Genomic DNA, 17,693 nt, shown 5'->3' on the forward strand with positions numbered 1-17,693 from the left:
GGCCCGGGCGGGGCGGGTACCGGCGTGCCGGGGCTCGCGCTGCCGCAGGGCAAGGTGCCCGGCGCGAACCTCGCGCCGTCCGCGCCGACGCACGTGCTGTCGCTCGGCAACCGCGCCCCCGCGCTCGCGCCGCATGCGGCCGCGCAGAACGGGCTGCCCGACAACGCCGTGTCGATCGCGCCCGCGCTCGAACCGCGTGTCGGCGGCGCGGCGCTCGGCGTGCCGCCGGTGAATGCGGCTGCACCGGAAGGCGCGGCGAAGGCGTCGCCGTACTACTTCACCGACGGTTCGCTGCAGGGCTGGCAGGCGACGCCGCAGGACATCGTCGTGCCGTCGAACGGCCTCGCGTCGCCGGAAGCGTTCGGGTTGCCGGGCGATGATGCACTGCGCGACCTGCTCGCCGTGCATCGCGACGCGCCGGTGTCGCGCGCATCGGGCGGGGACGTGCCGCGCTACTTCATCGACGAGACGCACGCAGCCGAGCCGCAAGGTCAGTTGCATCGCGGTGCGCATCCGCCGTTCGACGTGAACGCGATCCGCCGCGACTTCCCGATCCTGCAGGAGCGTGTGAACGGCAAGCAGCTCGTCTGGTTCGACAACGCGGCGACGACGCACAAGCCGCAGGCCGTGATCGACCGCCTCGCGTATTTCTACGCACACGAGAACTCGAACATTCACCGCGCGGCACATGCGTTGGCCGGCCGCGCGACGGATGCGTACGAGCATGCACGGGAAACGGTGCAGCGCTTCATCGGCGCATCGTCGCCGGACGAGATCGTGTTCGTGCGCGGCACGACCGAGGCGATCAACCTGATCGCGAAGACGTGGGGCGCGCAGAACGTCGGCGAAGGCGACGAGATCGTCGTGTCGCATCTCGAGCATCACGCGAACATCGTGCCGTGGCAGCAACTCGCCGCGCAGAAGGGTGCGAAGCTGCGCGTGATTCCGGTCGACGATTCGGGGCAGGTGCTGCTCGACGAATACCGGAAGCTGCTGAACGACCGCACGAAGATCGTGTCCGTCACGCAGGTGTCGAATGCGCTCGGCACGGTCGTGCCGGTGAAGGAGATCGTCGATCTCGCGCATCGCGCGGGCGCGAAGGCGCTCGTCGACGGTGCGCAGTCGATCTCGCACATGCGCGTCGACGTGCAGGCGCTCGATGCGGATTTCTTCGTGTTCTCCGGGCACAAGATCTACGGGCCGACCGGGATCGGCGTGGTGTACGGCAAGCGCGCGATCCTCGACGACATGCCGCCTTGGCAGGGCGGCGGCAACATGATCGCGGACGTGACGTTCGAGCGCACGGTGTTCCAGCCGCCGCCGAACCGGTTCGAAGCCGGCACCGGCAATATCGCGGATGCGGTGGGGCTCGGCGCGGCGCTCGACTACGTGAGCCGTGTCGGCATCGAGAACATCGCGCGCTACGAACACGACCTGCTTGCGTATGCGACGAGCGTGCTCGCGCCGGTACCGGGCGTACGGCTCGTCGGCACCGCGCGCGACAAGGCGAGCGTGCTGTCGTTCGTGCTGAAGGGCTATGAAACCGGGGAAGTCGGGCAGGCGCTGAACGAAGAGGGCATCGCGGTGCGCTCGGGGCATCACTGCGCGCAGCCGATCCTGCGGCGTTTCGGGCTCGAGGCCACGGTACGGCCATCGCTTGCGTTCTACAACACGTGCGACGAGGTCGATGCGCTGGTACGTGTCGTGCGGCGGCTGGCGACGCGACGCTAACGTTGTTGCCCGCTTGCGGCGGCCGTTGCCGGTCGCCGCAAGCGCTTTCCAGCTACCGGGTCAGAACCGCACGACCGGCTTCTTCTCGACGCTGAACCCGTCACGCAGCACGCACGCGGAATCGGCGAAGTAGCGGCGGGTTTCCGACAGCAGATCGGTGTTGCCGCGCCGGCAGAACACCACGCCCGATCCTTCCTCCGTCAGCAGTTCGTCGATCAGCGATTCGGGTTGCCCGGTATCGGCGAGGTGGACGCTCTGCACGCCGTGCGCGAGCGCATCGAGCGCTTCCCGCACGCACGGCGCCGCACCGGCTGCCGGGTGTTCGGCGAGCCATTGTTCGAGTTCCGGGATGCCGTACAGCCCGGCGAGTTCGCCGAGTTCATGCAGCAAGGCGGTGTCGACCATCATCACCAGCGTGACCGCACCCGTGCGTTGCGCGAACAGGCTGCCGACGCGTTCCGGGCGCAGCAGGTGGTCGTGACCCGCGTCGTCCGGTGCGACCGGCATCACGACGGGCACCAGTCCGTGTTCCAGAAACGCGGTCAGCGCGGCGCCGTCGAACCGTGCGACTGCGCTCGTGTCGGTACGGTCGGGTTCCGCGCTGGCGACCAGCAGGCCACCGTCGTGACCGTCGATGCCGATTGCCTTTGCACCGTGACTGCCGATCAGGCGTACCAGGTCGTGATTGACGCTGGCCATCGCGGCGTGCGCGGTGTGAACCGATTGCGCTTCGGACGCGGCCGGTATGCCCTGGACGATGACCGGACGAACGCCGGTGAGCGCGAGCAGCGCGACATCTTGCGCGAAGGCCACGCGGGTGCGCGCCTCGTTCGCGGCGCCGCCGTCGACGATGACGACGGTCTGCCCGTGCAGGGCCTGCATGAACGGCAGCGAGCGGGCCAGGCCGGCGACGCGCCGTGACGTAAGGGTGGGACTTTCAGGGGCGGGGAACATGGGAATCCAGAAGGATGAAGGGAGTGCCTGCCGCCGCACGGCGCGGCATCAGTGCGTGCGTTGCATCAGCAGGTGAATCTCGTCGGGCCTTTGCGCATCGCGCGACGCTTGCCGAAACGGACGTTCGCTGAAACACCGTGCCGCGTCCGCGAGCAGTTCGAGGTGCGCGCGGTCGTCCGCTTGCGGCAGGACCAGCACGATGAATTCGCGCACGGGCTTGCGGTCCGGCGCGTTGAACGCGAACGGGTACAGCGCGCGAACGAACAGCGCGACGGCCGAGCCGAGCCCGTCGACCCGCGCATGCGGAATCGCGACGCCCTGGCCGAGGCCGGTCGAGCCGAGTCGTTCGCGCTTGATGAGTTCGGTCCTGATCCGTTCGGCGGACACCCCGCTGCTGCGCTCGATGTATCGCGCGACGAGGTCGAACAACTGGATTGCGCTTTCCACCGGCACGTCGAGCAGGATGTGCTCCGGCGGACAGGCGTCGGCCAGCCGGGTCGCGAGCGGCGTGCCGCCGTGTCGGTGGGGAAGGTCGGGTTGGCCGCCGACGGCGGCCTGCTGCGTTTGCATGCGGATCTCTCCGTGTCGGGATGACAAGGAAATCCTAGACAAAACCGCGTAAAGACGGTGTCAGAGACGTGGGGGCCGGGTATTAAAATGTCGTATCGATCGTCGATGGAACCGGGCCCGACACCGGTATCGTCAGGTACCTGACAGCACGAACGGCAGCGTCGTCAGCAGAAAGACCGAAATGCCGACCACCGGCGCGCCGAACGCGATCGCCGCGAACGCCACGGCGGCGCTGGTCAGCACGAGCGTTCTCGACACGCGGCGGTGCCGGTCGTGTGCGATCGTCCTGTCTTCGCGGATGGCATCCGTCCGCGTGCCGTGTACGTGTTTCCAGAACGTCAAGCCCAGCATGATTGCTCCTGTATGAAAGACGCCCGAGGTACGGCGCGGGATGCGCCGTGCGTGTCAGCTGCGTTTGAGCTTGAGCACGCGTGAAATCTGCGCGGCCGTGAAGCCGCTGTTGCGCACGTAAGGCGCGCAGTCGAGCGGCGCCGTGAGCGATTCGTTGACGACGTACTGGCCGACGAAGCGGTAGGCGTCCGTTGCCGTTTTGATGAACACCGGAATCGCATCGCGCTGCGCGGCGAGCGTTCTGCCGGCCGAGCGCGCGGACGCGCTGCCGTCGCAGAGGATTACGTCGGGCGCATGCGGGTTGAGGTCCGCGCGCAGGCAGGCGGCCACCACCTTGCCGTTCTTCGTCGGCAGGAATCCCTGCTTGCTGCCGCCGCAGGCGGTGTGAATGAATTCACGTGTGTACTGTTTGTCGATCTCGAACATGACCGGTCTCCGGTAACGGAAATTTTCCTGGATGAAATCAGGCATGCAAAGTAAATGGGTCGGATCGGCGGATCGATGATGCGTCGTCGCACGGGATGTGCTGCGCACACACGCTCGAGCGCACGCGTCACGATGCGCGGTTATCGCATCGACGTCGTGTTCGGGCGTGCACGGGAATGACTACGGCGCGCACCGTCCGCCAGGCGGCAGGACGGTGGCTCGGGAAAGCGAGACGCAGGCGTCCTGCCTGTCAGGCAGAGAAGCAACTCGGAGGGCGAGGACTTCGGATACGCATGTCGCGTCTCGGTGGTGGATGGCGAACCCATTCTAGTGAACGTATTCGCGCGCGCAAGTAAAAAGGTCGTAAAGGTGCTTGGTCGCCCGTTACGCGCATGGCCACAGAGGTGCGCAGGTGCGGTGCGCGGCCGAACGCGCCATTCGCGCCACCGCTGCCCCACGGCCATTCGCCGCCGTCGACGATGGCGTGCATGGATGACGTGACGATGAGCGGCGAGGGTTCGACGGGGAGGGGGCGCAGCGGATCAGCGTCCGGCCAGCATCCGCCCGCCCACCCCGATCAGCAGCAGGCCGGCCGCCGTATCGAGCACTGCCTTGCGCCGGACCAGCAACCCACGCACCGAAGGATGCGACGCGAGCAGCGCCATCGCGCAATACCACGCGGCCGAGATCGAGATCGACAGGACGACGACCGTGAGATCGAGCCACGCCGGCGCACGGGCCGGCACCATCAGCGCGAAGATACTGCCGTAGAACGCGACGGATTTCGGGTTCGTCATGCTGACGGCGTAGCCCTTTTTCGCCGCCTTCCAGTCGGACGCAGCTGCCGGCGCGGAAACGGGCAACGGCTTGCGCGCCGTCACGATCATTTTCAGGCCGAGCCAGATCAGATAGGCGGCGCCGGCGAGCCGCAGCGCGGTGTGGACCCATGCGACGTGCGTCACGAGCAGGCTCAACCCGGCGATCGCGATCGCGGCCCAGGTGCCGGACGCGGCGGCGAGGCCGAGCCCCGTCATCACGCCCGCGCGGCGCGACACGACGGCGGTCGACGTGACGATCACGAAGTTCGGGCCCGGGCTGGCGACGCTCAGCAGCAGGACGCCGGCGAGCGGAAGCAAGGTGTTGAGGGTGGTCGACATGGCGTGAGCGGCGGCGCGGGCGGACGGACTTTCATCTTACCCGAGCGCGGTAACGGCCACGCATACGGTCGATCCCAAGAAAAAACGCGTGACGACTTCCGTCGCCACGCGTTTCATGTTCCAGCAGGACCGCACGCACGCCGGCGAACCGGCGCGCACCGTCCATCATCAGAAATCGAACCCCGGCCCGCCCGCACCCGGGCCGCCGGGCCCGGCGATCGGCGCCGCATCCTTCGGCGCTTCGAACACGGTCGCGTCGGTCGTCAGCAGCAGCCCCGCGACCGACGCCGCGTTCTGCAGTGCCGTGCGCGTCACCTTGGTCGGATCGAGCACGCCCGATTCGACGAGGTCGCCGTACTCGCCCGTCTGCGCGTTGTAGCCGAAGTTGCCCGCGCCTTCCGCGACCTTCGCGACGACGACGCTCGCTTCCTCGCCCGCATTCGTGACGATCTGGCGCAGCGGTTCCTCCAGCGCGCGCAGCACGATCTTGATGCCGGCGTCCTGATCGGCGTTCACACCTTTCAGTTCGCGGATGGCCTGCCGCACGCGGATCAGCGCGACGCCGCCGCCCGGCACGATGCCTTCCTCGACGGCCGCGCGCGTCGCGTGCAGCGCGTCGTCGACGCGATCCTTCTTCTCCTTCACTTCGATCTCGGTCGCACCGCCGACCTTGATCACCGCGACGCCGCCCGCGAGTTTCGCGACGCGTTCCTGCAGCTTTTCACGATCGTAATCCGACGTCGCTTCGTCGATCTGCACGCGGATCTGCTTCACGCGCGCTTCGATGTTCTTCGCATCGCCGGCGCCGTCGATCACGGTCGTGTTTTCCTTGCCGACCTCGATGCGCTTCGCCTGGCCAAGTTCGGCGAGCGTCGCCTTCTCGAGCGTCAGGCCCGTTTCCTCGGCGATCACCTGCCCGCCGGTGAGGATCGCGATGTCTTCGAGCAACGCCTTGCGGCGATCGCCGAAGCCCGGCGCCTTGACCGCGACGGTCTTCAGGATCCCGCGGATGTTGTTCACGACGAGCGTCGCGAGCGCTTCGCCTTCGACGTCTTCGGCGATGATCAGCAGCGGGCGGCCCGACTTCGCGACCTGTTCGAGCACCGGCAGCAGGTCGCGGATGTTCGAGATCTTCTTGTCGTGCAGCAGGATGTACGGGCTTTCGATCTCGGCGATCTGCTTGTCGGGATTGTTGATGAAGTACGGCGACAGGTAGCCGCGATCGAATTGCAGCCCCTCGACGACGTCGAGCTCGTCGGCGAGCGACTTGCCGTCCTCGACGGTGATCACGCCTTCCTTGCCGACGCGGTCGATCGCTTCGGCGATACGCTGGCCGATCGATTCCTCGCCGTTCGCGGAGATCGTCGCGACCTGCGCGATCTCCTTGCTCGTGGTGGTCGGCTTGCTGATCTTCTTCAGCTCGTCGACGGCCGCGGCAACGGCCTTGTCGATACCGCGCTTCAGGTCGAGCGGGTTGAGCCCGGCCGCCACGTATTTCTGGCCTTCGCGGACGATTGCCTGTGCGAGTACGGTGGCCGTCGTCGTGCCGTCGCCGGCGGCGTCGCTGGTGCGCGACGCGACTTCCTTCACGAGCTGCGCGCCGATGTTCTGCAGCTTGTCCGCGAGTTCGATTTCCTTCGCGACCGACACGCCGTCCTTCGTGACGACGGGTGCGCCGAAGCTGCGTTCGAGCACGACGTTACGGCCTTTCGGCCCGAGCGTGACCTTCACCGCGTTCGCGAGGATGTTCACGCCTTCGGTCAGCTTCGACCGTGCGATGTCGCTGAAAATGATTTCCTTGGCTGCCATGATTGCGCTCCGTTATTGATTGACGACCGCGACGATGTCTTCCTCGCGCAGCACGAGAAACTCGTGGCCGTCCACTTTGACGGCCTGGCCTGCGTATTTGCCGAACAGCACGCGCTCGCCGACCTGCAGGTCGGGCACGATGCGCTGGCCGTCCGCATCCTTGCGGCCCGGGCCGACGGCGATCACTTCACCCTGGTCGGGCTTTTCGGCGGCGCTGTCGGGGATCACGATGCCCGATGCGGTGGTGGTTTCCTGGTCGAGTCGCTTCACGATCACGCGGTCGTGCAAGGGGCGTAGGCTCATCTTTTCGTCCTGTGCTGATCTGTCGAATTTGGCTGGCACTCTTTAACAGAGAGTGCTGACGAGTATAAAAATGCGCGGCGGCGCGATCCAATAACGGATTTGCACAAGCATTCGCGCCGTCGTGCAAAGCACCGGGAACCGGCTATTGCGACACGGCCTGCTGCGCGACCGGCGAGCAGACCGGGTGAATCGTCTCGCCGGCCAGCACGCGCTTCACGAACGGAATCGAATCGGCGAGCGATGCGTTGACGGTGCCGTTGTGCTCGCGGCCCGCATACAGGTGCGCCTCGACGGTCGTACCGGCCGCGCACGCATCCTTCGCGAGCGCGAGTTCGAGCGGCGCCAGCCCGTCGTCCGCGCCCGCGCCGATGAAAACGGGCGTGGCGATCTTCAGCGTCGGGGACGTCAGGTAGTCGTCCCACCATGCCTGCAGCCGTGCATCGCCGCCCGGTTTCACGGTGTTCGCGTGCGTGAGGTGTGCGAGTGCCGCGTCATCCTCGAGCGATGCGAGGCAGCCGATGCGCGCCTGTTCGAGGATCGGCAGCGCGCGCTCGGTCAGTACTTCATCGGCGCGCAGCGACGGGTCGATCTGCTGCGCGGACAGCACCGAATAGAACTGGTACGCGAGCGTCGGATCGACCCGCTCGGGATCGCGCCGGTATGCGGTGTCGAACTTCGGCAGCGACGCGAGCGTGGCGCGCGATGCGTTGTAGATCGTCCCGGTCGCGACGGTCGCGCGGATCGCGAGTTCGGGCGCATAGACGGGCGCGTAGCCAGCCGCTGCGAACACGGCCGAACCGCCTTGCGACTGACCGACGAGCACGACTTCGTTCGCGAGGCCCGGCACGCCGCCGAGCACCGCGCGCACGCTGTCGAGCAGCGTGTAGCTGTTCGAACGGTTGTTGAGCTGCGGATTCGGGCCGGGCGTGCCGAGCCCCTGGTAGTCGGTCGCGACCACCGCGAATCCTTGCTGAAGCCACGCATTCAGGTAGCGCACGTCGCGATACGAGCGGCCGAACCACGACGGCGCGCAGATGTCGGCCATCCCGAACGTGCCGTGCGCCCACGCGACGATCGGCCAGCCGCCGGCCGGCGGCGTGCCGCGCGGCACGAACAGCGCGCCCGACACGGCAATCGGCGTATGGCCGCCGACGCCGTCGGTCGATGCATACAGGATGCGCAGTTGCCGGGCGGCGCTCGCGAGCCCGAGCGCCGCGGGCAGCGGTTCGGAACGCAGCAGCGCGCCGGGTGTGGCCGGAATGTCGCGATCCCACGTGTAGAACGCGGACACGCGGCCGTCGCCCTGCAGCGGATCGGGCACGGGAACATGGCCGGGAGACGCTGCGAGTGAAACGACGGAAGGCAAGGCGAGCGCCGATACGAGCAGCGTGCGTGCGGCGAGGCCGCGCAGGGGAAGAAGCGTCATGGTCGGATGAAGGTCGGTGAGATCGGATGCACCGTGCAGGGCCGGCGCGGGTCGACCACGATGCAAGTTTTGAACCAGCGGGCTCGTTGCGCATACTGCGCGCGGTATCACGGGCGCGATCCATACCGGGACGAGCGCGCACGCGTGTCGGCTGCGCGTCGTGCAGCAATCCCGGCCGCCACGTTGTTGCTCTTGCAACAGACACATGCACACCGACTGCACGGCGCGAGTCGCGCATCGCGTGCCCGCGCGGCACTGGCCGGTTTGCGGCGAGCGTTTGCCCGGCTGGCACGATTGCTGCTGATCCGGTGCCGTGCGTTGCGGTGTCGCGACGCAAGCTCATCCGTCCACCGATCAAGGAACCCGTCCTCATGTCCGTCACCCAAGCCATCGACAGCGGCGAACTCGTGGCATTCGTCGAGCGCGCCACGCGCGAATTCACGCAGGCCGCGCGCGTGCTGAAGGAAACGCGCACGCTATCCGCAACCAACACGTTCCAGGCGTTCCAGCGCGTGCCCGGCACGGAGCTCGTCGTTGCGCTGTCGGCGCCGAGCCCGTGGGCCGCGTCGCAGGAGATCCAGCCCGTCGTCGTGACGCTCGACGGCGACGTGCTGCATGGCGACGCGCGCGCGGGCGGCAACGGCCCGCGCTACGCGGGCGTGTTCCGCGAGGCGCCGGAAGTCGACGTCGTGATTCACGTGCATGGCCCGTACCTCGGCGCGTGGGCGAGCGCGCATCGTCCGCTGCCGATCCGCTATGCACCGGCCGCCCGCTACACGCGGGCCCGCGAGATTCCGGTCTATGTCGACCGCCGCCCCGGCGAGCCGCGCTTCATCGTCGACACGATCCGGCGCGATCCCGACGTGCCGGCGATCATCGAGGCGAACGGCGGCGCGACGTTCTGGGGCAAGTCGATCCTCGACGTGTCGAAGTACATCCTGATCCTCGAGGAAGCCGCGTATTTCCAGGCGCTCGCGGAACCGCTCGGCGGCTCGCTCGACTTCGGGCCGGGTGCGCTCGAACAGCAATGGAAGATGACCGGCCTCGCATGATGCCGTGCGGCGGCCGGCGCAATCCGGCCGCCGTCATACCGATAGCTCGATGAATTGGTTCGTGGCCGGCGCGCGTCTTGCTATCGTCGAACCTTCCCCGTTCAACACGCCGGTCGTGCCATGGCCATCTTCAGCTTGCCGGACCCGACTTCGCACGCGATCACGATCCGCGCGAAGGCATTGACGTTCGACGATCCCAAATCGCGGGTGCTGCTCGAACGCATCCAGCTCGTCGCGCCGAGCGATGCGACGGTGCTCGTCACTGGAGAAAGCGGCACCGGCAAGGAGCTGATTGCGCGTCTCGTGCATTCGCTGAGCGAGCGCCATGACGGCCCGTTCGTCGCGGTCAACTGCGGCGCGTTCTCCGAGACGCTGATCGAGAGCGAGCTGTTCGGGCACGAGCGCGGCGCGTTTACCGGTGCGATCAACAGCCAGCCCGGCTGGTTCGAATCCGCGAATCGCGGCACGCTTTTTCTCGATGAAGTGGGCGACCTGCCGCTGTCCGCGCAGGTCAAGCTGCTGCGCGTGCTGCAGGAGCGCGAAGTGACGCCGGTCGGCTCGCGCAAGACCGTGAAGATCGACGTGCGGCTCGTCGCGGCGACCAACGTGAACCTCGAAGCCGCGGTGCGCGCGGGCAATTTCCGCGAGGACCTGTACTACCGGCTCAACGTCGTGAAACTGAGCCTGCTGCCGCTGCGCGAGCGGCCCGGCGACATCGCACCGCTGATCGAGCATTTCATCGACACCTATGCGAAACGGCTGCGCGTGACCGCGCCGACGCTGACCGACGCCGCGCGCGCGCGGCTGCACGCGCACGCGTGGCCCGGCAACATTCGCGAACTCGAGAACGTGATCCACCACGCGGTGCTGATCTGCGCGGGTGGCGCGATCGACGTCGGCGACCTGCAGTTCTCGGCGCTGTCGCTCGCGCCCGACACGGCCGACGCACCGGGCGCGGCTGCCGCACCGGCGCGCCGCGCACGCGATGTCGCCGAAGCGACCGAGGCGCTCCGTCACGCGGTGATCGAGCTGCTGGATCTCGGCACGCCGTCGCTGTGGCAGCACATCGAGGACACCGTCTACCGCAGCGTGTTCGACTACAGCGATCATAACCAGCTGCGCATGTCGCGCCTGCTCGACCAGTCGCGCAACATCGTGCGCGCACGGCTCGCGCAGCTCGGCATCCTGAAGCCGCGCGACGCGGGCGACGCCGACGCACGGCTGCGCCGTCAGGCGTGATCGCGCCAGCGCAGCGCGCGCTGCGCGATCCGCTCGCATAACGCACTCATCCCGACGGCCAGCGCCGTCACACCCAAGACACAAACCAGCAGCACGTCGGCGCGCGCGCCGGCCTGCGCGTTCTGCATCAGGCTGCCGACCCCGGCTCCCGTGTTGAACAGCAGTTCGCTGCTGGTCGCGGTGATCCACGCGAACGGCACGGCTTGCAGCACGCCGGCGAACAGGTCGGGCAGCGCGCCCGGGATCAGCACGTCGCGCCACAGGCCGATGCGCGTCAGCCGGTACGACTGCGCAAGCTCGACATAGCGCGGATCGACGCGGCGCAGCCCGTCGAAGCTGGCGGTGGTCATCGGGTAGAACGCGGCAAGCGCAATGATGAACACCTTCGCGAATTCGCCGGTGCCGGCCCACAGGCTCAGCAGCGGAATCAACCCGAGCAGCGGCACGTAGCGCTGCGCCTGGAACGCCGGCTCGGCGAGCTTGCGCACAAGGGGCGAACGCGCCATCGCCGCACCGAACAGGAGCCCGAATGCGACGCCGAACCCGAGCCCGAGCGTCGTGCGGCGCAGGCTCGCGCCGAGATCGGTCGCGAGTTCGCCGCTGCGGGCGAGTTCGACGAGCGCCGCGCCGGCCTGCTGCAGCGGCACGAATGCGTATTGATGGGCCGCGTCGCCGGACGACGCGACTTGCCATGCGGCAACCAGCAAGGCCGGCACGACAAGGCCGCGGGCGCGACGGCGCAGCGGGGCGAACGAGAAAGTGCGAGTAGCGAAGGTCATGCCGAAGCGTATCCAGTCAGGGTCAGCGCGAGGGTGTCTGCCAGCGCAACGCGTAGCGCTGCACGAGCGCGATCGATCGGTCGAGCGCGAAGCCGATCAGCCCGATCACCGCGACGTCGACGAGCACGACGTCGAGCCGCAGCATCTGCCGCGCAAGTTCCATCATCTGGCCGATCCCGCTGTCGGCGCTGAGCAGCTCGACCGCGACGAGCGCGAGCCACGCGCGCGCGAGCGCGATCCGCACGCCCGTCAGCAGCGGCGGCAACGCGGCCGGCAGCAGTACGTCGCGCAGCAGGGCGAAGCGGCCGAGCCCGTAGTGACGCGCCATCTCGACGAGATCGCGCGGCGCGTCGTGCAAGCCCGTGTACGCGGCCAGCGCGACCGGGAAGAACACGGCCTTGCCGACGACGACGAGCTTCAGCGGCTCGTCGACGCCGATCAACAGGATCAGCAGCGGAATCAGCGTGAGCGTCGGCACCTGGCGCAACAGGTCGAACGTCGGTCGCAGATAGTCGGAGAACAACCGGCTGCGCGCGAGCAGGATGCCGAACGCGGCGCCGCCGGTTGCGCCGATCGCGAAACCGAGCACGAGGCGATGCAGCGTGATCAGCAGGTTGTCGCGCAACTCGCCGGTGTCGAGCAGCGTGCGCAGCGTCGCCGCGAGGCGCTCCGGCGGCACGACGAGCTGCGGCGGAAACCAGCGCTGCGCGCTCGCGAGCCACCACAGCGCGGCGCATGCGACGGGCGTGATCCACCACAGCGCGTGCTCGCCGAGCCGCGCGATGCCGGGCAGGCGGATCGCGCGCAAGCTGTCCGGTGCGAGGGCACGCGTCGGCATCAGCGGCTCGCGACGCGCGCGGCGTCGGCGCGCCAATAGCCGTCGAGGCCGAGCTGCTTGAGCGCGGTCGACACGAAGGCCGGCGCGAGCAGCGCGTTCACGTCGACCGGCGTGGACGTCAGGCCGGCCCGGCGGCTGTATGCGACGACGTCGCGGTAGTGGCCGGTCAACGCCGGCGTGAAGAGCGGTGTCCATTGCTCCTTCCACGGCGTCGATTCGTCCGCGTATTCGCGTCGCACGACGCTTTCGGGCTGACCCGATGCGCTCAGGATCTTCACGTACGCATCGCGGTTCTGCGGTTGCGAGATCCAGTGCGCGGCGCGCACGTAGGCGGTCGCGACGAGCTGCGTGATGTCGGGGTAGCGCCGCACGAAATCGTCGGACGCCCACAGTTCCGCGCGCATTTTCCAGTCGTCGGGCGCGGTCTTGGTCGACCAGATGATCTTGCCGACCTGCTTGTCGACCAGCGAATACGCATCGGACAGCGTGAAGAAGCCGTCGACGCGGCCGGCCGCGACGGCCGCCGCGCCGGCCTGCGGATCGAGGTTGTAGATCCTGAAGTCGGACAGCTTCAGCCCGTTCTCCGCGAGCAGCTTGCTGAACGTGACTTCCCACGGCCGGCCGCGATTGAGCGCGATGCGCTTGCCCTTCAGGTCGACGATCGATTTCGCGGTCGAGCCGGCCGGCACGACGAGATACGTATTGCTGCCGACGCCGCCCGGCACGATCAGGCGCGTGTGCGTACCCGACGCGTTGACGACGACCGACGGCAGGTCGCCGTAGCCCGCGAAATCGATGCTGCCGTTCGTGAATGCCTCGTTGACGAGCGTGCCGACCGCGGCGGTCGACACGGGCACCCATTGCAGCGTCACGTGCCGCGCGGCGAGCGCTTTCTCGAGCGACTTGTCGGCGTCGATCAGTGCGGACGCGCCCGCGTACTGCGTCTTGCCGCCGCTCGAATATGCGACGACGGCGATACGTACGACCTTCGGTGCACCGTCCGCATGCGCGGCCGGTGCCGCGAGCGATGCGACGGCCAGCGGCAGCGCGGCGAGCAGCGCGCGCAGCGGGCAGCCCAGCGAGGCGAGGGAGAGCGTGTGTTTCATGATGGTCCCGGACAGTGAACGATAAAGGGGCTCACGCGCGTTTTTGCAGCGACAGCCGCAGCACGTCGGCGAGCGGCCGCGGGTCGATCCAGTCGGCGACGTCGAAGTCGGCCTCCAGGAAGCCGTGGTCGTGCAGGAACGTCTTGAACTCGTCGAGCGCGGTGACCGATGCGTCGTCGAGATTGACGCCGAGGTGGCGGTGCAGCTGGTTGCCGTACGCGGCGCGCACCCAGTCGATCGACGACGCGGTTTCGCCGGCCACGTAGTGCGCGGTTTCGTCGGGATGCGTGCTCGCCCATTCGCCGGCGGCGACCACGAGCTTCAGGAAGCCGGCGACGATGTCCGGATGGTTCGCGAGCACGTCCGCGTTCACGGTCAGCGGGCGCGGCGTGCCGTTGTTGTTGCGGATCGAGCGCTCCGGATGGAAGCCGATGTCGATCACGACGTGCGCGCCGATCAGCTGCGCGATCTCGAGGCCCGTCGAGCCCTTCACGTAGATCGCATCGACTTCGCCGCGCAGCAGCGCACCGGCTTCGGCCGCATACAGCGCGCGGCTCGAGAAGCCGTGCGGCGACGCGAACAGGTCCGCCGCGCGCGCGGGGCCGACGGCCTGCAGCGTGCGTGCGCGCACGTCGACGCACTCGACGTCGCGCGTGGTCAGTCCGTCGAGGCTCAGTGCGTTGACGAAGCCGCGCAGCGCCGATGCGCGAAAGATGTCGATGCGGTCGTCGGGGCGGCTCGGGATCGCGATCCGGCGTCCGCGCAACGCCTTCACGGAGCGGATGCCGGAGTCGGGCCGCGCGAGGATCAATTGCGATTCGTCGACCCACGACAGCCCGATCACGCGCGTGTTCGCGTCGTTCGAGCGCGCCCACATCGCCGGGATGCTGCCGCCCTGGCGGAACGATTGCGCGAGCGTGTGATCGCTGATCGACGACACGTCGTGCCGCGTGGCGCCGCGCGGCGAGCGGATCGCGACGCCGTCGGCCGACGTCTCGCCGTTGAGCCAGCCGAGATGCACGGCGATGCCGAGCGGCGTCGGCACGGGCGATCGGGCGTACCAGAACGTCTGCTGCTTGTCCGATGACGAATCGGGCCTGTCTGTCATGTGTGAGATTCCCCTGTCTGGGTAAGCATGGTCGATGCGCGGTGTCGCACGCGCGGGCCGTTCCACGTTGCAAGTTCCGGGCCAGTGAGCGGAAACGGCCGTGCGGCACGCGGCGCGGGCATCGCGTGCGTGGCATGGCGCAACGGCCGGTGCATCGCTTGTTGCGTGAGCAACAGTCGCGTCGGGTGCTGTTGCGCGTGCAGCACCGGTGCGGCAAGTGCAGCAGCACGGCAACCGTTCGCGTTCGTGATGTCGGCAACGTCCGGCGGGGGGCCGTCGATCGCCGTCGACGCCCGGCCCGCAAGGCGTCGCGCGTGCTGGCAGGCGGCCCGGCCCGGGTGGCGGCGAGCGCGTTGGCACACCGCGTGCTTTACAGCACTGCATACGCGCGGCACGCCGGTGCCGCACGCAATCCGAACGGGCCGACAAGGAGAATCCCGATGGCTGTTGAATTTCTGTGGCGCCTGCCGATGCACGGCGACGGCCGGCGCGCACACGATCTGCATACGCGCGGCGAATGGAACCGCCAGCGCGCATCGCGCGTCGCGCCCAAAGTCGACGACGACGATTTCGGCTACATCGACTATCTGTCGCAGGTCGCCCGCGCGGCCGACATCGCCGGCTTCCACGGCGCGCTGATTCCGATCTTCCGTTTCACCGAGGAGCCGTGGGTCGTCGCGGCCGCGCTGGCCCGCGAAACGCGCCGGCTGCGGCTCCTGATCGCGTTGCAGCCGCATTTCGTGCATCCCGTCTATGCGGCGCAGATGGCGGCGAGCCTGCAGCGGATCAGCCGCGGCCGCGTCGAGTGGAACGTCGTCACGGGCGGCGGCGGCCCCGACCAGCGCGCGTACGGCGACTTCATCGATCACGACAGCCGCTATGCGCGCACCGACGAATTCCTCGACGTCGTGAAGGGCGTCGCGGCAGGCGAGCCGTTCACGTTCGATGGCCGTTTCTACCGCGTCGAAGGCGGTGGCCTGTTGCCGCCGCTGAGCGGGCAGAAGCCGCCGCGGCTCTATCTGGCCGGCGCCAGCGACGCGGCGCTCGCGGTCGCCGCGAAGCACGGCGACGTGCACCTGAGCTGGGGCGAGCCGCTCGCGAAGCAGAAAGAGGTGATCGACGCGGCGCGCCGCGCGCTCGACCGGCAGAACGCCGAGCGCGACCTGCGCTTCGGCATGCGCATCGACATCCTCGCGCGCGAGACCGAGGCGCAGGCGTGGGCCGAGTTGCGACAGATGTTCGCGACGGTGGGCGACACGACGCGCAACGGTTTCGGCGGACGCGGCGAATCGTCGGAATCGGTCGGCGCGAAACGTCAGTTCGCGCTGCACCAGGGCAACACGCAGCACTTCGACGACCTGATCGTCGGCCCGAACCTGTGGGCCGGGATGTCGCAGATCCGCGGCGGCCCCGGCTGCGTGATCGTCGGCAGCCACGAGCAGGTGGCCGAGCGGCTCGCGGAATACGTGGAGATCGGCGTGTCGACGTTCATTCTCGCGAGCAATCCGCATCTCGAAGAAGCGTACCGCGTGGGCGAGGAGGTGCTGCCGCTCGTCGACGGCGCGCTGAACGCACGCGGCACGCAGGCAGCGCTGCGCGTGGCCGGCGCCTGAGCGCGGCGGCCTTACTCCACACGTCAACGACAACGACAAGGACACTCGCCATGACGACACTCGCTGCGCAGGCCACGGCCTGCGACGCACTCTGGTACACGCGCTGCCCGGTGCCGACCGCGCTCGGCATCGCCGTGCATCGCGGCTGGTTCGACGAAGAGTTCGGGCCGGACGGCATCGTGCTGAACTCGCTGCAGGAGACGGCCGACGCCGACAAGCGCGAATCGCACTTCGATCACAGCCTGCCGCACTCGTTCCGGCAGGGCGGCAATATTCCCGCGCTGTGGGCGCGGGCACGCGGCGCCGATACGCGCGTGATCGGGCTGTCGTGGACCAACGAATTCCAGGCGATCGTCACGCTACCCGAACGCGGCATTCGTCGTGCGCGCGATCTGCGCGGCCGGCGGCTCGGGTTGCCGCGCCATCCGATCAGCATCGACTTCTGGCGGGCCGCCGCGCTGAAGGGCTTCCTCAGCGCGCTCGAACTGGAAGGGCTCGGCCACGGCGACGCCGAATGGGTCGACCTGCCCGACACCCGCGAGCGCCGCACCGGGCCCGCGTCATTCACGCGCGGCCCGCACGAGTACGGGCTCGAGATCGCGGCGCTCGTGCGCGGCGACGTCGACGCGGTGTTCGTGAAGGGCGTGGCCGGGCTGGAAACCGTGCACCTGATCGACGCGCAGGTCGTCATCGATCTCGGCGCGCATCCCGATCCGCTGGTGCGGATCGGCAATGGCACGCCGCGCACGCTGACCGTCGACCGCGCACTGATCGACACGCGCCCCGATCTCGTGAGCCGCTTCCTGTCGGTCGTGGTCGGCGCGGGCGACTGGGCCGCGCGCCATCCGGCGGAGACGGTCGCCTACATCGGCCGCGAAACGCGTGCGTCCGACGAATGGGTGCGCTACGCGTACGGCGCGGACGTGCACCGCCATCTGGAGACGGGGCTCGCGCCGACGTCGATCGACGGTCTGGTCGCGTTCAAGGATTTCCTCGTCGAATGGGGTTTTCTCGAACGTGATTTCGACGCACGCGCGTGGATCGATCCGGCGCCGTTCACGCAGATCGACCGGCACCGCCATGCGTGGGTCGCGTAGCGCGCCGCGGCGCGTCATTGCAAGGAGTCGAACATGACAGGGCTGACGATCGAATACGGCGTGCCGCCGGCGCGCCGGCATGCGGCGCGTGCGGCGCCGCGCGCGGCGGCAGGCGCGCGACCTTCGCCGGTGGC

17 protein-coding genes are annotated in these 17,693 nt (G+C 68.5%); 5 read left to right on the forward strand and 12 right to left on the reverse strand.

Annotation, left to right across the window (positions count from 1 at the left end):
- A partial coding sequence (locus BLA15945_RS37060) for a family 2A encapsulin nanocompartment cargo protein cysteine desulfurase (protein ID WP_174994716.1) occupies positions 1-1,731 on the forward strand: 1,731 nt, incomplete at its 5' end.
- A 60-nt stretch (positions 1,732-1,791) separates the two neighbouring features.
- Here BLA15945_RS37060 and BLA15945_RS37065 read toward each other — a convergent pair.
- The 8 genes from BLA15945_RS37065 to BLA15945_RS37100 all read right to left on the reverse strand — a co-directional run bounded on the left by BLA15945_RS37065 (position 1,792) and on the right by BLA15945_RS37100 (position 8,727).
- Positions 1,792-2,685, reverse strand: coding sequence for an amino acid kinase family protein (locus tag BLA15945_RS37065; RefSeq protein ID WP_174994717.1), 894 nt, complete (start codon positions 2,683-2,685; stop codon positions 1,792-1,794).
- A gap of 48 nt (positions 2,686-2,733) precedes the next feature.
- Positions 2,734-3,255 carry a PTS sugar transporter subunit IIA gene (locus tag BLA15945_RS37070; protein ID WP_059237660.1) on the reverse strand — a complete coding sequence of 174 codons (522 nt, stop codon included), beginning with the start codon at positions 3,253-3,255 and terminating at the stop codon, positions 2,734-2,736.
- 132 nt (positions 3,256-3,387) lie between these two features.
- Positions 3,388-3,606, reverse strand: coding sequence for a hypothetical protein (locus tag BLA15945_RS37075; RefSeq protein ID WP_233464387.1), 219 nt, complete (start codon positions 3,604-3,606; stop codon positions 3,388-3,390).
- A gap of 54 nt (positions 3,607-3,660) precedes the next feature.
- Positions 3,661-4,032 carry a DUF6697 family protein gene (locus BLA15945_RS37080; protein ID WP_059237658.1) on the reverse strand — a complete coding sequence of 124 codons (372 nt, stop codon included), beginning with the start codon at positions 4,030-4,032 and terminating at the stop codon, positions 3,661-3,663.
- Positions 4,033-4,574: 542 nt separating this feature from the next.
- Entirely contained in the window at positions 4,575-5,189 is a 615-nt protein-coding gene (locus BLA15945_RS37085) for a LysE family translocator (protein WP_174994718.1), read from the reverse strand.
- Positions 5,190-5,357: 168 nt separating this feature from the next.
- The gene (gene groL / locus BLA15945_RS37090) at positions 5,358-6,998 is read right to left on the reverse strand and encodes a chaperonin GroEL (protein ID WP_174994719.1); all 1,641 of its coding nucleotides are present in this window, start codon (positions 6,996-6,998) and stop codon (positions 5,358-5,360) included.
- A 12-nt stretch (positions 6,999-7,010) separates the two neighbouring features.
- On the reverse strand, positions 7,011-7,301 hold the full coding sequence (locus BLA15945_RS37095) for a co-chaperone GroES (protein ID WP_059237655.1): 291 nt from the start codon (positions 7,299-7,301) through the stop codon (positions 7,011-7,013).
- 142 nt (positions 7,302-7,443) lie between these two features.
- Positions 7,444-8,727, reverse strand: coding sequence for a lipase family protein (locus BLA15945_RS37100; RefSeq protein WP_174994720.1), 1,284 nt, complete (start codon positions 8,725-8,727; stop codon positions 7,444-7,446).
- A 371-nt stretch (positions 8,728-9,098) separates the two neighbouring features.
- On the opposite strand from BLA15945_RS37100, the gene BLA15945_RS37105 reads away from it, so the two are divergent.
- Both BLA15945_RS37105 and BLA15945_RS37110 read left to right on the forward strand, forming a co-directional pair.
- Positions 9,099-9,779 (forward strand): class II aldolase/adducin family protein, encoded by a 681-nt coding sequence (locus tag BLA15945_RS37105; protein ID WP_059240815.1) that lies wholly within the window; start codon positions 9,099-9,101, stop codon positions 9,777-9,779.
- Between the two features lie 120 nt (positions 9,780-9,899).
- Positions 9,900-11,018 (forward strand): sigma-54 interaction domain-containing protein, encoded by a 1,119-nt coding sequence (locus BLA15945_RS37110; RefSeq protein ID WP_174994721.1) that lies wholly within the window; start codon positions 9,900-9,902, stop codon positions 11,016-11,018.
- Here the strand turns inward: BLA15945_RS37110 and BLA15945_RS37115 are convergent.
- The 4 genes from BLA15945_RS37115 to BLA15945_RS37130 are packed head-to-tail and all read right to left on the reverse strand — an operon-like array spanning position 11,009 to position 14,849.
- Positions 11,009-11,797 (reverse strand): ABC transporter permease, encoded by a 789-nt coding sequence (locus tag BLA15945_RS37115; protein WP_174994722.1) that lies wholly within the window; start codon positions 11,795-11,797, stop codon positions 11,009-11,011. The genes BLA15945_RS37110 and BLA15945_RS37115 overlap by 10 nt on opposite strands.
- Before the next feature lie 22 nt (positions 11,798-11,819).
- Positions 11,820-12,635, reverse strand: coding sequence for an ABC transporter permease (locus BLA15945_RS37120; RefSeq protein ID WP_174994723.1), 816 nt, complete (start codon positions 12,633-12,635; stop codon positions 11,820-11,822).
- Positions 12,635-13,741, reverse strand: coding sequence for a PhnD/SsuA/transferrin family substrate-binding protein (locus BLA15945_RS37125; RefSeq protein WP_174994724.1), 1,107 nt, complete (start codon positions 13,739-13,741; stop codon positions 12,635-12,637). The genes BLA15945_RS37120 and BLA15945_RS37125 overlap by 1 nt, the downstream gene beginning before the upstream one ends.
- A 31-nt stretch (positions 13,742-13,772) precedes the next feature.
- Entirely contained in the window at positions 13,773-14,849 is a 1,077-nt protein-coding gene (locus tag BLA15945_RS37130) for an ABC transporter substrate-binding protein (RefSeq protein WP_174994725.1), read from the reverse strand.
- A gap of 440 nt (positions 14,850-15,289) precedes the next feature.
- Here BLA15945_RS37130 and BLA15945_RS37135 point away from each other — a divergent pair, with 440 nt between their 5' ends.
- Together BLA15945_RS37135 and BLA15945_RS37140 are read left to right on the forward strand one after the other, a co-directional pair.
- Entirely contained in the window at positions 15,290-16,462 is a 1,173-nt protein-coding gene (locus BLA15945_RS37135) for an LLM class flavin-dependent oxidoreductase (protein WP_174994726.1), read from the forward strand.
- A gap of 50 nt (positions 16,463-16,512) precedes the next feature.
- On the forward strand, positions 16,513-17,559 hold the full coding sequence (locus BLA15945_RS37140; RefSeq protein WP_174994727.1) for an ABC transporter substrate-binding protein: 1,047 nt from the start codon (positions 16,513-16,515) through the stop codon (positions 17,557-17,559).
- The last annotated feature ends 134 nt before the right edge of the window (positions 17,560-17,693 follow it).

It is taken from the genome of Burkholderia arboris, assembly GCF_902499125.1.
Taxonomy (GTDB): Bacteria; Pseudomonadota; Gammaproteobacteria; order Burkholderiales; family Burkholderiaceae; genus Burkholderia; species Burkholderia arboris.

Bases quoted from the DNA above. Each gene is read 5' to 3' on its own strand.
- BLA15945_RS37065 (WP_174994717.1), bottom strand. From the start codon at position 2,685: ATGTTCCCCGCCCCTGAAAGTCCCACCCTTACGTCACGGCGCGTCGCC.
- BLA15945_RS37070 (WP_059237660.1), bottom strand. From the start codon at position 3,255: ATGCAAACGCAGCAGGCCGCCGTCGGCGGCCAACCCGACCTTCCCCAC.
- BLA15945_RS37075 (WP_233464387.1), bottom strand. From the start codon at position 3,606: ATGCTGGGCTTGACGTTCTGGAAACACGTACACGGCACGCGGACGGAT.
- BLA15945_RS37080 (WP_059237658.1), bottom strand. From the start codon at position 4,032: ATGTTCGAGATCGACAAACAGTACACACGTGAATTCATTCACACCGCC.
- BLA15945_RS37085 (WP_174994718.1), bottom strand. From the start codon at position 5,189: ATGTCGACCACCCTCAACACCTTGCTTCCGCTCGCCGGCGTCCTGCTG.
- groL (WP_174994719.1), bottom strand. From the start codon at position 6,998: ATGGCAGCCAAGGAAATCATTTTCAGCGACATCGCACGGTCGAAGCTG.
- BLA15945_RS37095 (WP_059237655.1), bottom strand. From the start codon at position 7,301: ATGAGCCTACGCCCCTTGCACGACCGCGTGATCGTGAAGCGACTCGAC.
- BLA15945_RS37100 (WP_174994720.1), bottom strand. From the start codon at position 8,727: ATGACGCTTCTTCCCCTGCGCGGCCTCGCCGCACGCACGCTGCTCGTA.
- BLA15945_RS37105 (WP_059240815.1), top strand. From the start codon at position 9,099: ATGTCCGTCACCCAAGCCATCGACAGCGGCGAACTCGTGGCATTCGTC.
- BLA15945_RS37110 (WP_174994721.1), top strand. From the start codon at position 9,900: ATGGCCATCTTCAGCTTGCCGGACCCGACTTCGCACGCGATCACGATC.
- BLA15945_RS37115 (WP_174994722.1), bottom strand. From the start codon at position 11,797: ATGACCTTCGCTACTCGCACTTTCTCGTTCGCCCCGCTGCGCCGTCGC.
- BLA15945_RS37120 (WP_174994723.1), bottom strand. From the start codon at position 12,635: ATGCCGACGCGTGCCCTCGCACCGGACAGCTTGCGCGCGATCCGCCTG.
- BLA15945_RS37125 (WP_174994724.1), bottom strand. From the start codon at position 13,741: ATGAAACACACGCTCTCCCTCGCCTCGCTGGGCTGCCCGCTGCGCGCG.
- BLA15945_RS37130 (WP_174994725.1), bottom strand. From the start codon at position 14,849: ATGACAGACAGGCCCGATTCGTCATCGGACAAGCAGCAGACGTTCTGG.
- BLA15945_RS37135 (WP_174994726.1), top strand. From the start codon at position 15,290: ATGGCTGTTGAATTTCTGTGGCGCCTGCCGATGCACGGCGACGGCCGG.
- BLA15945_RS37140 (WP_174994727.1), top strand. From the start codon at position 16,513: ATGACGACACTCGCTGCGCAGGCCACGGCCTGCGACGCACTCTGGTAC.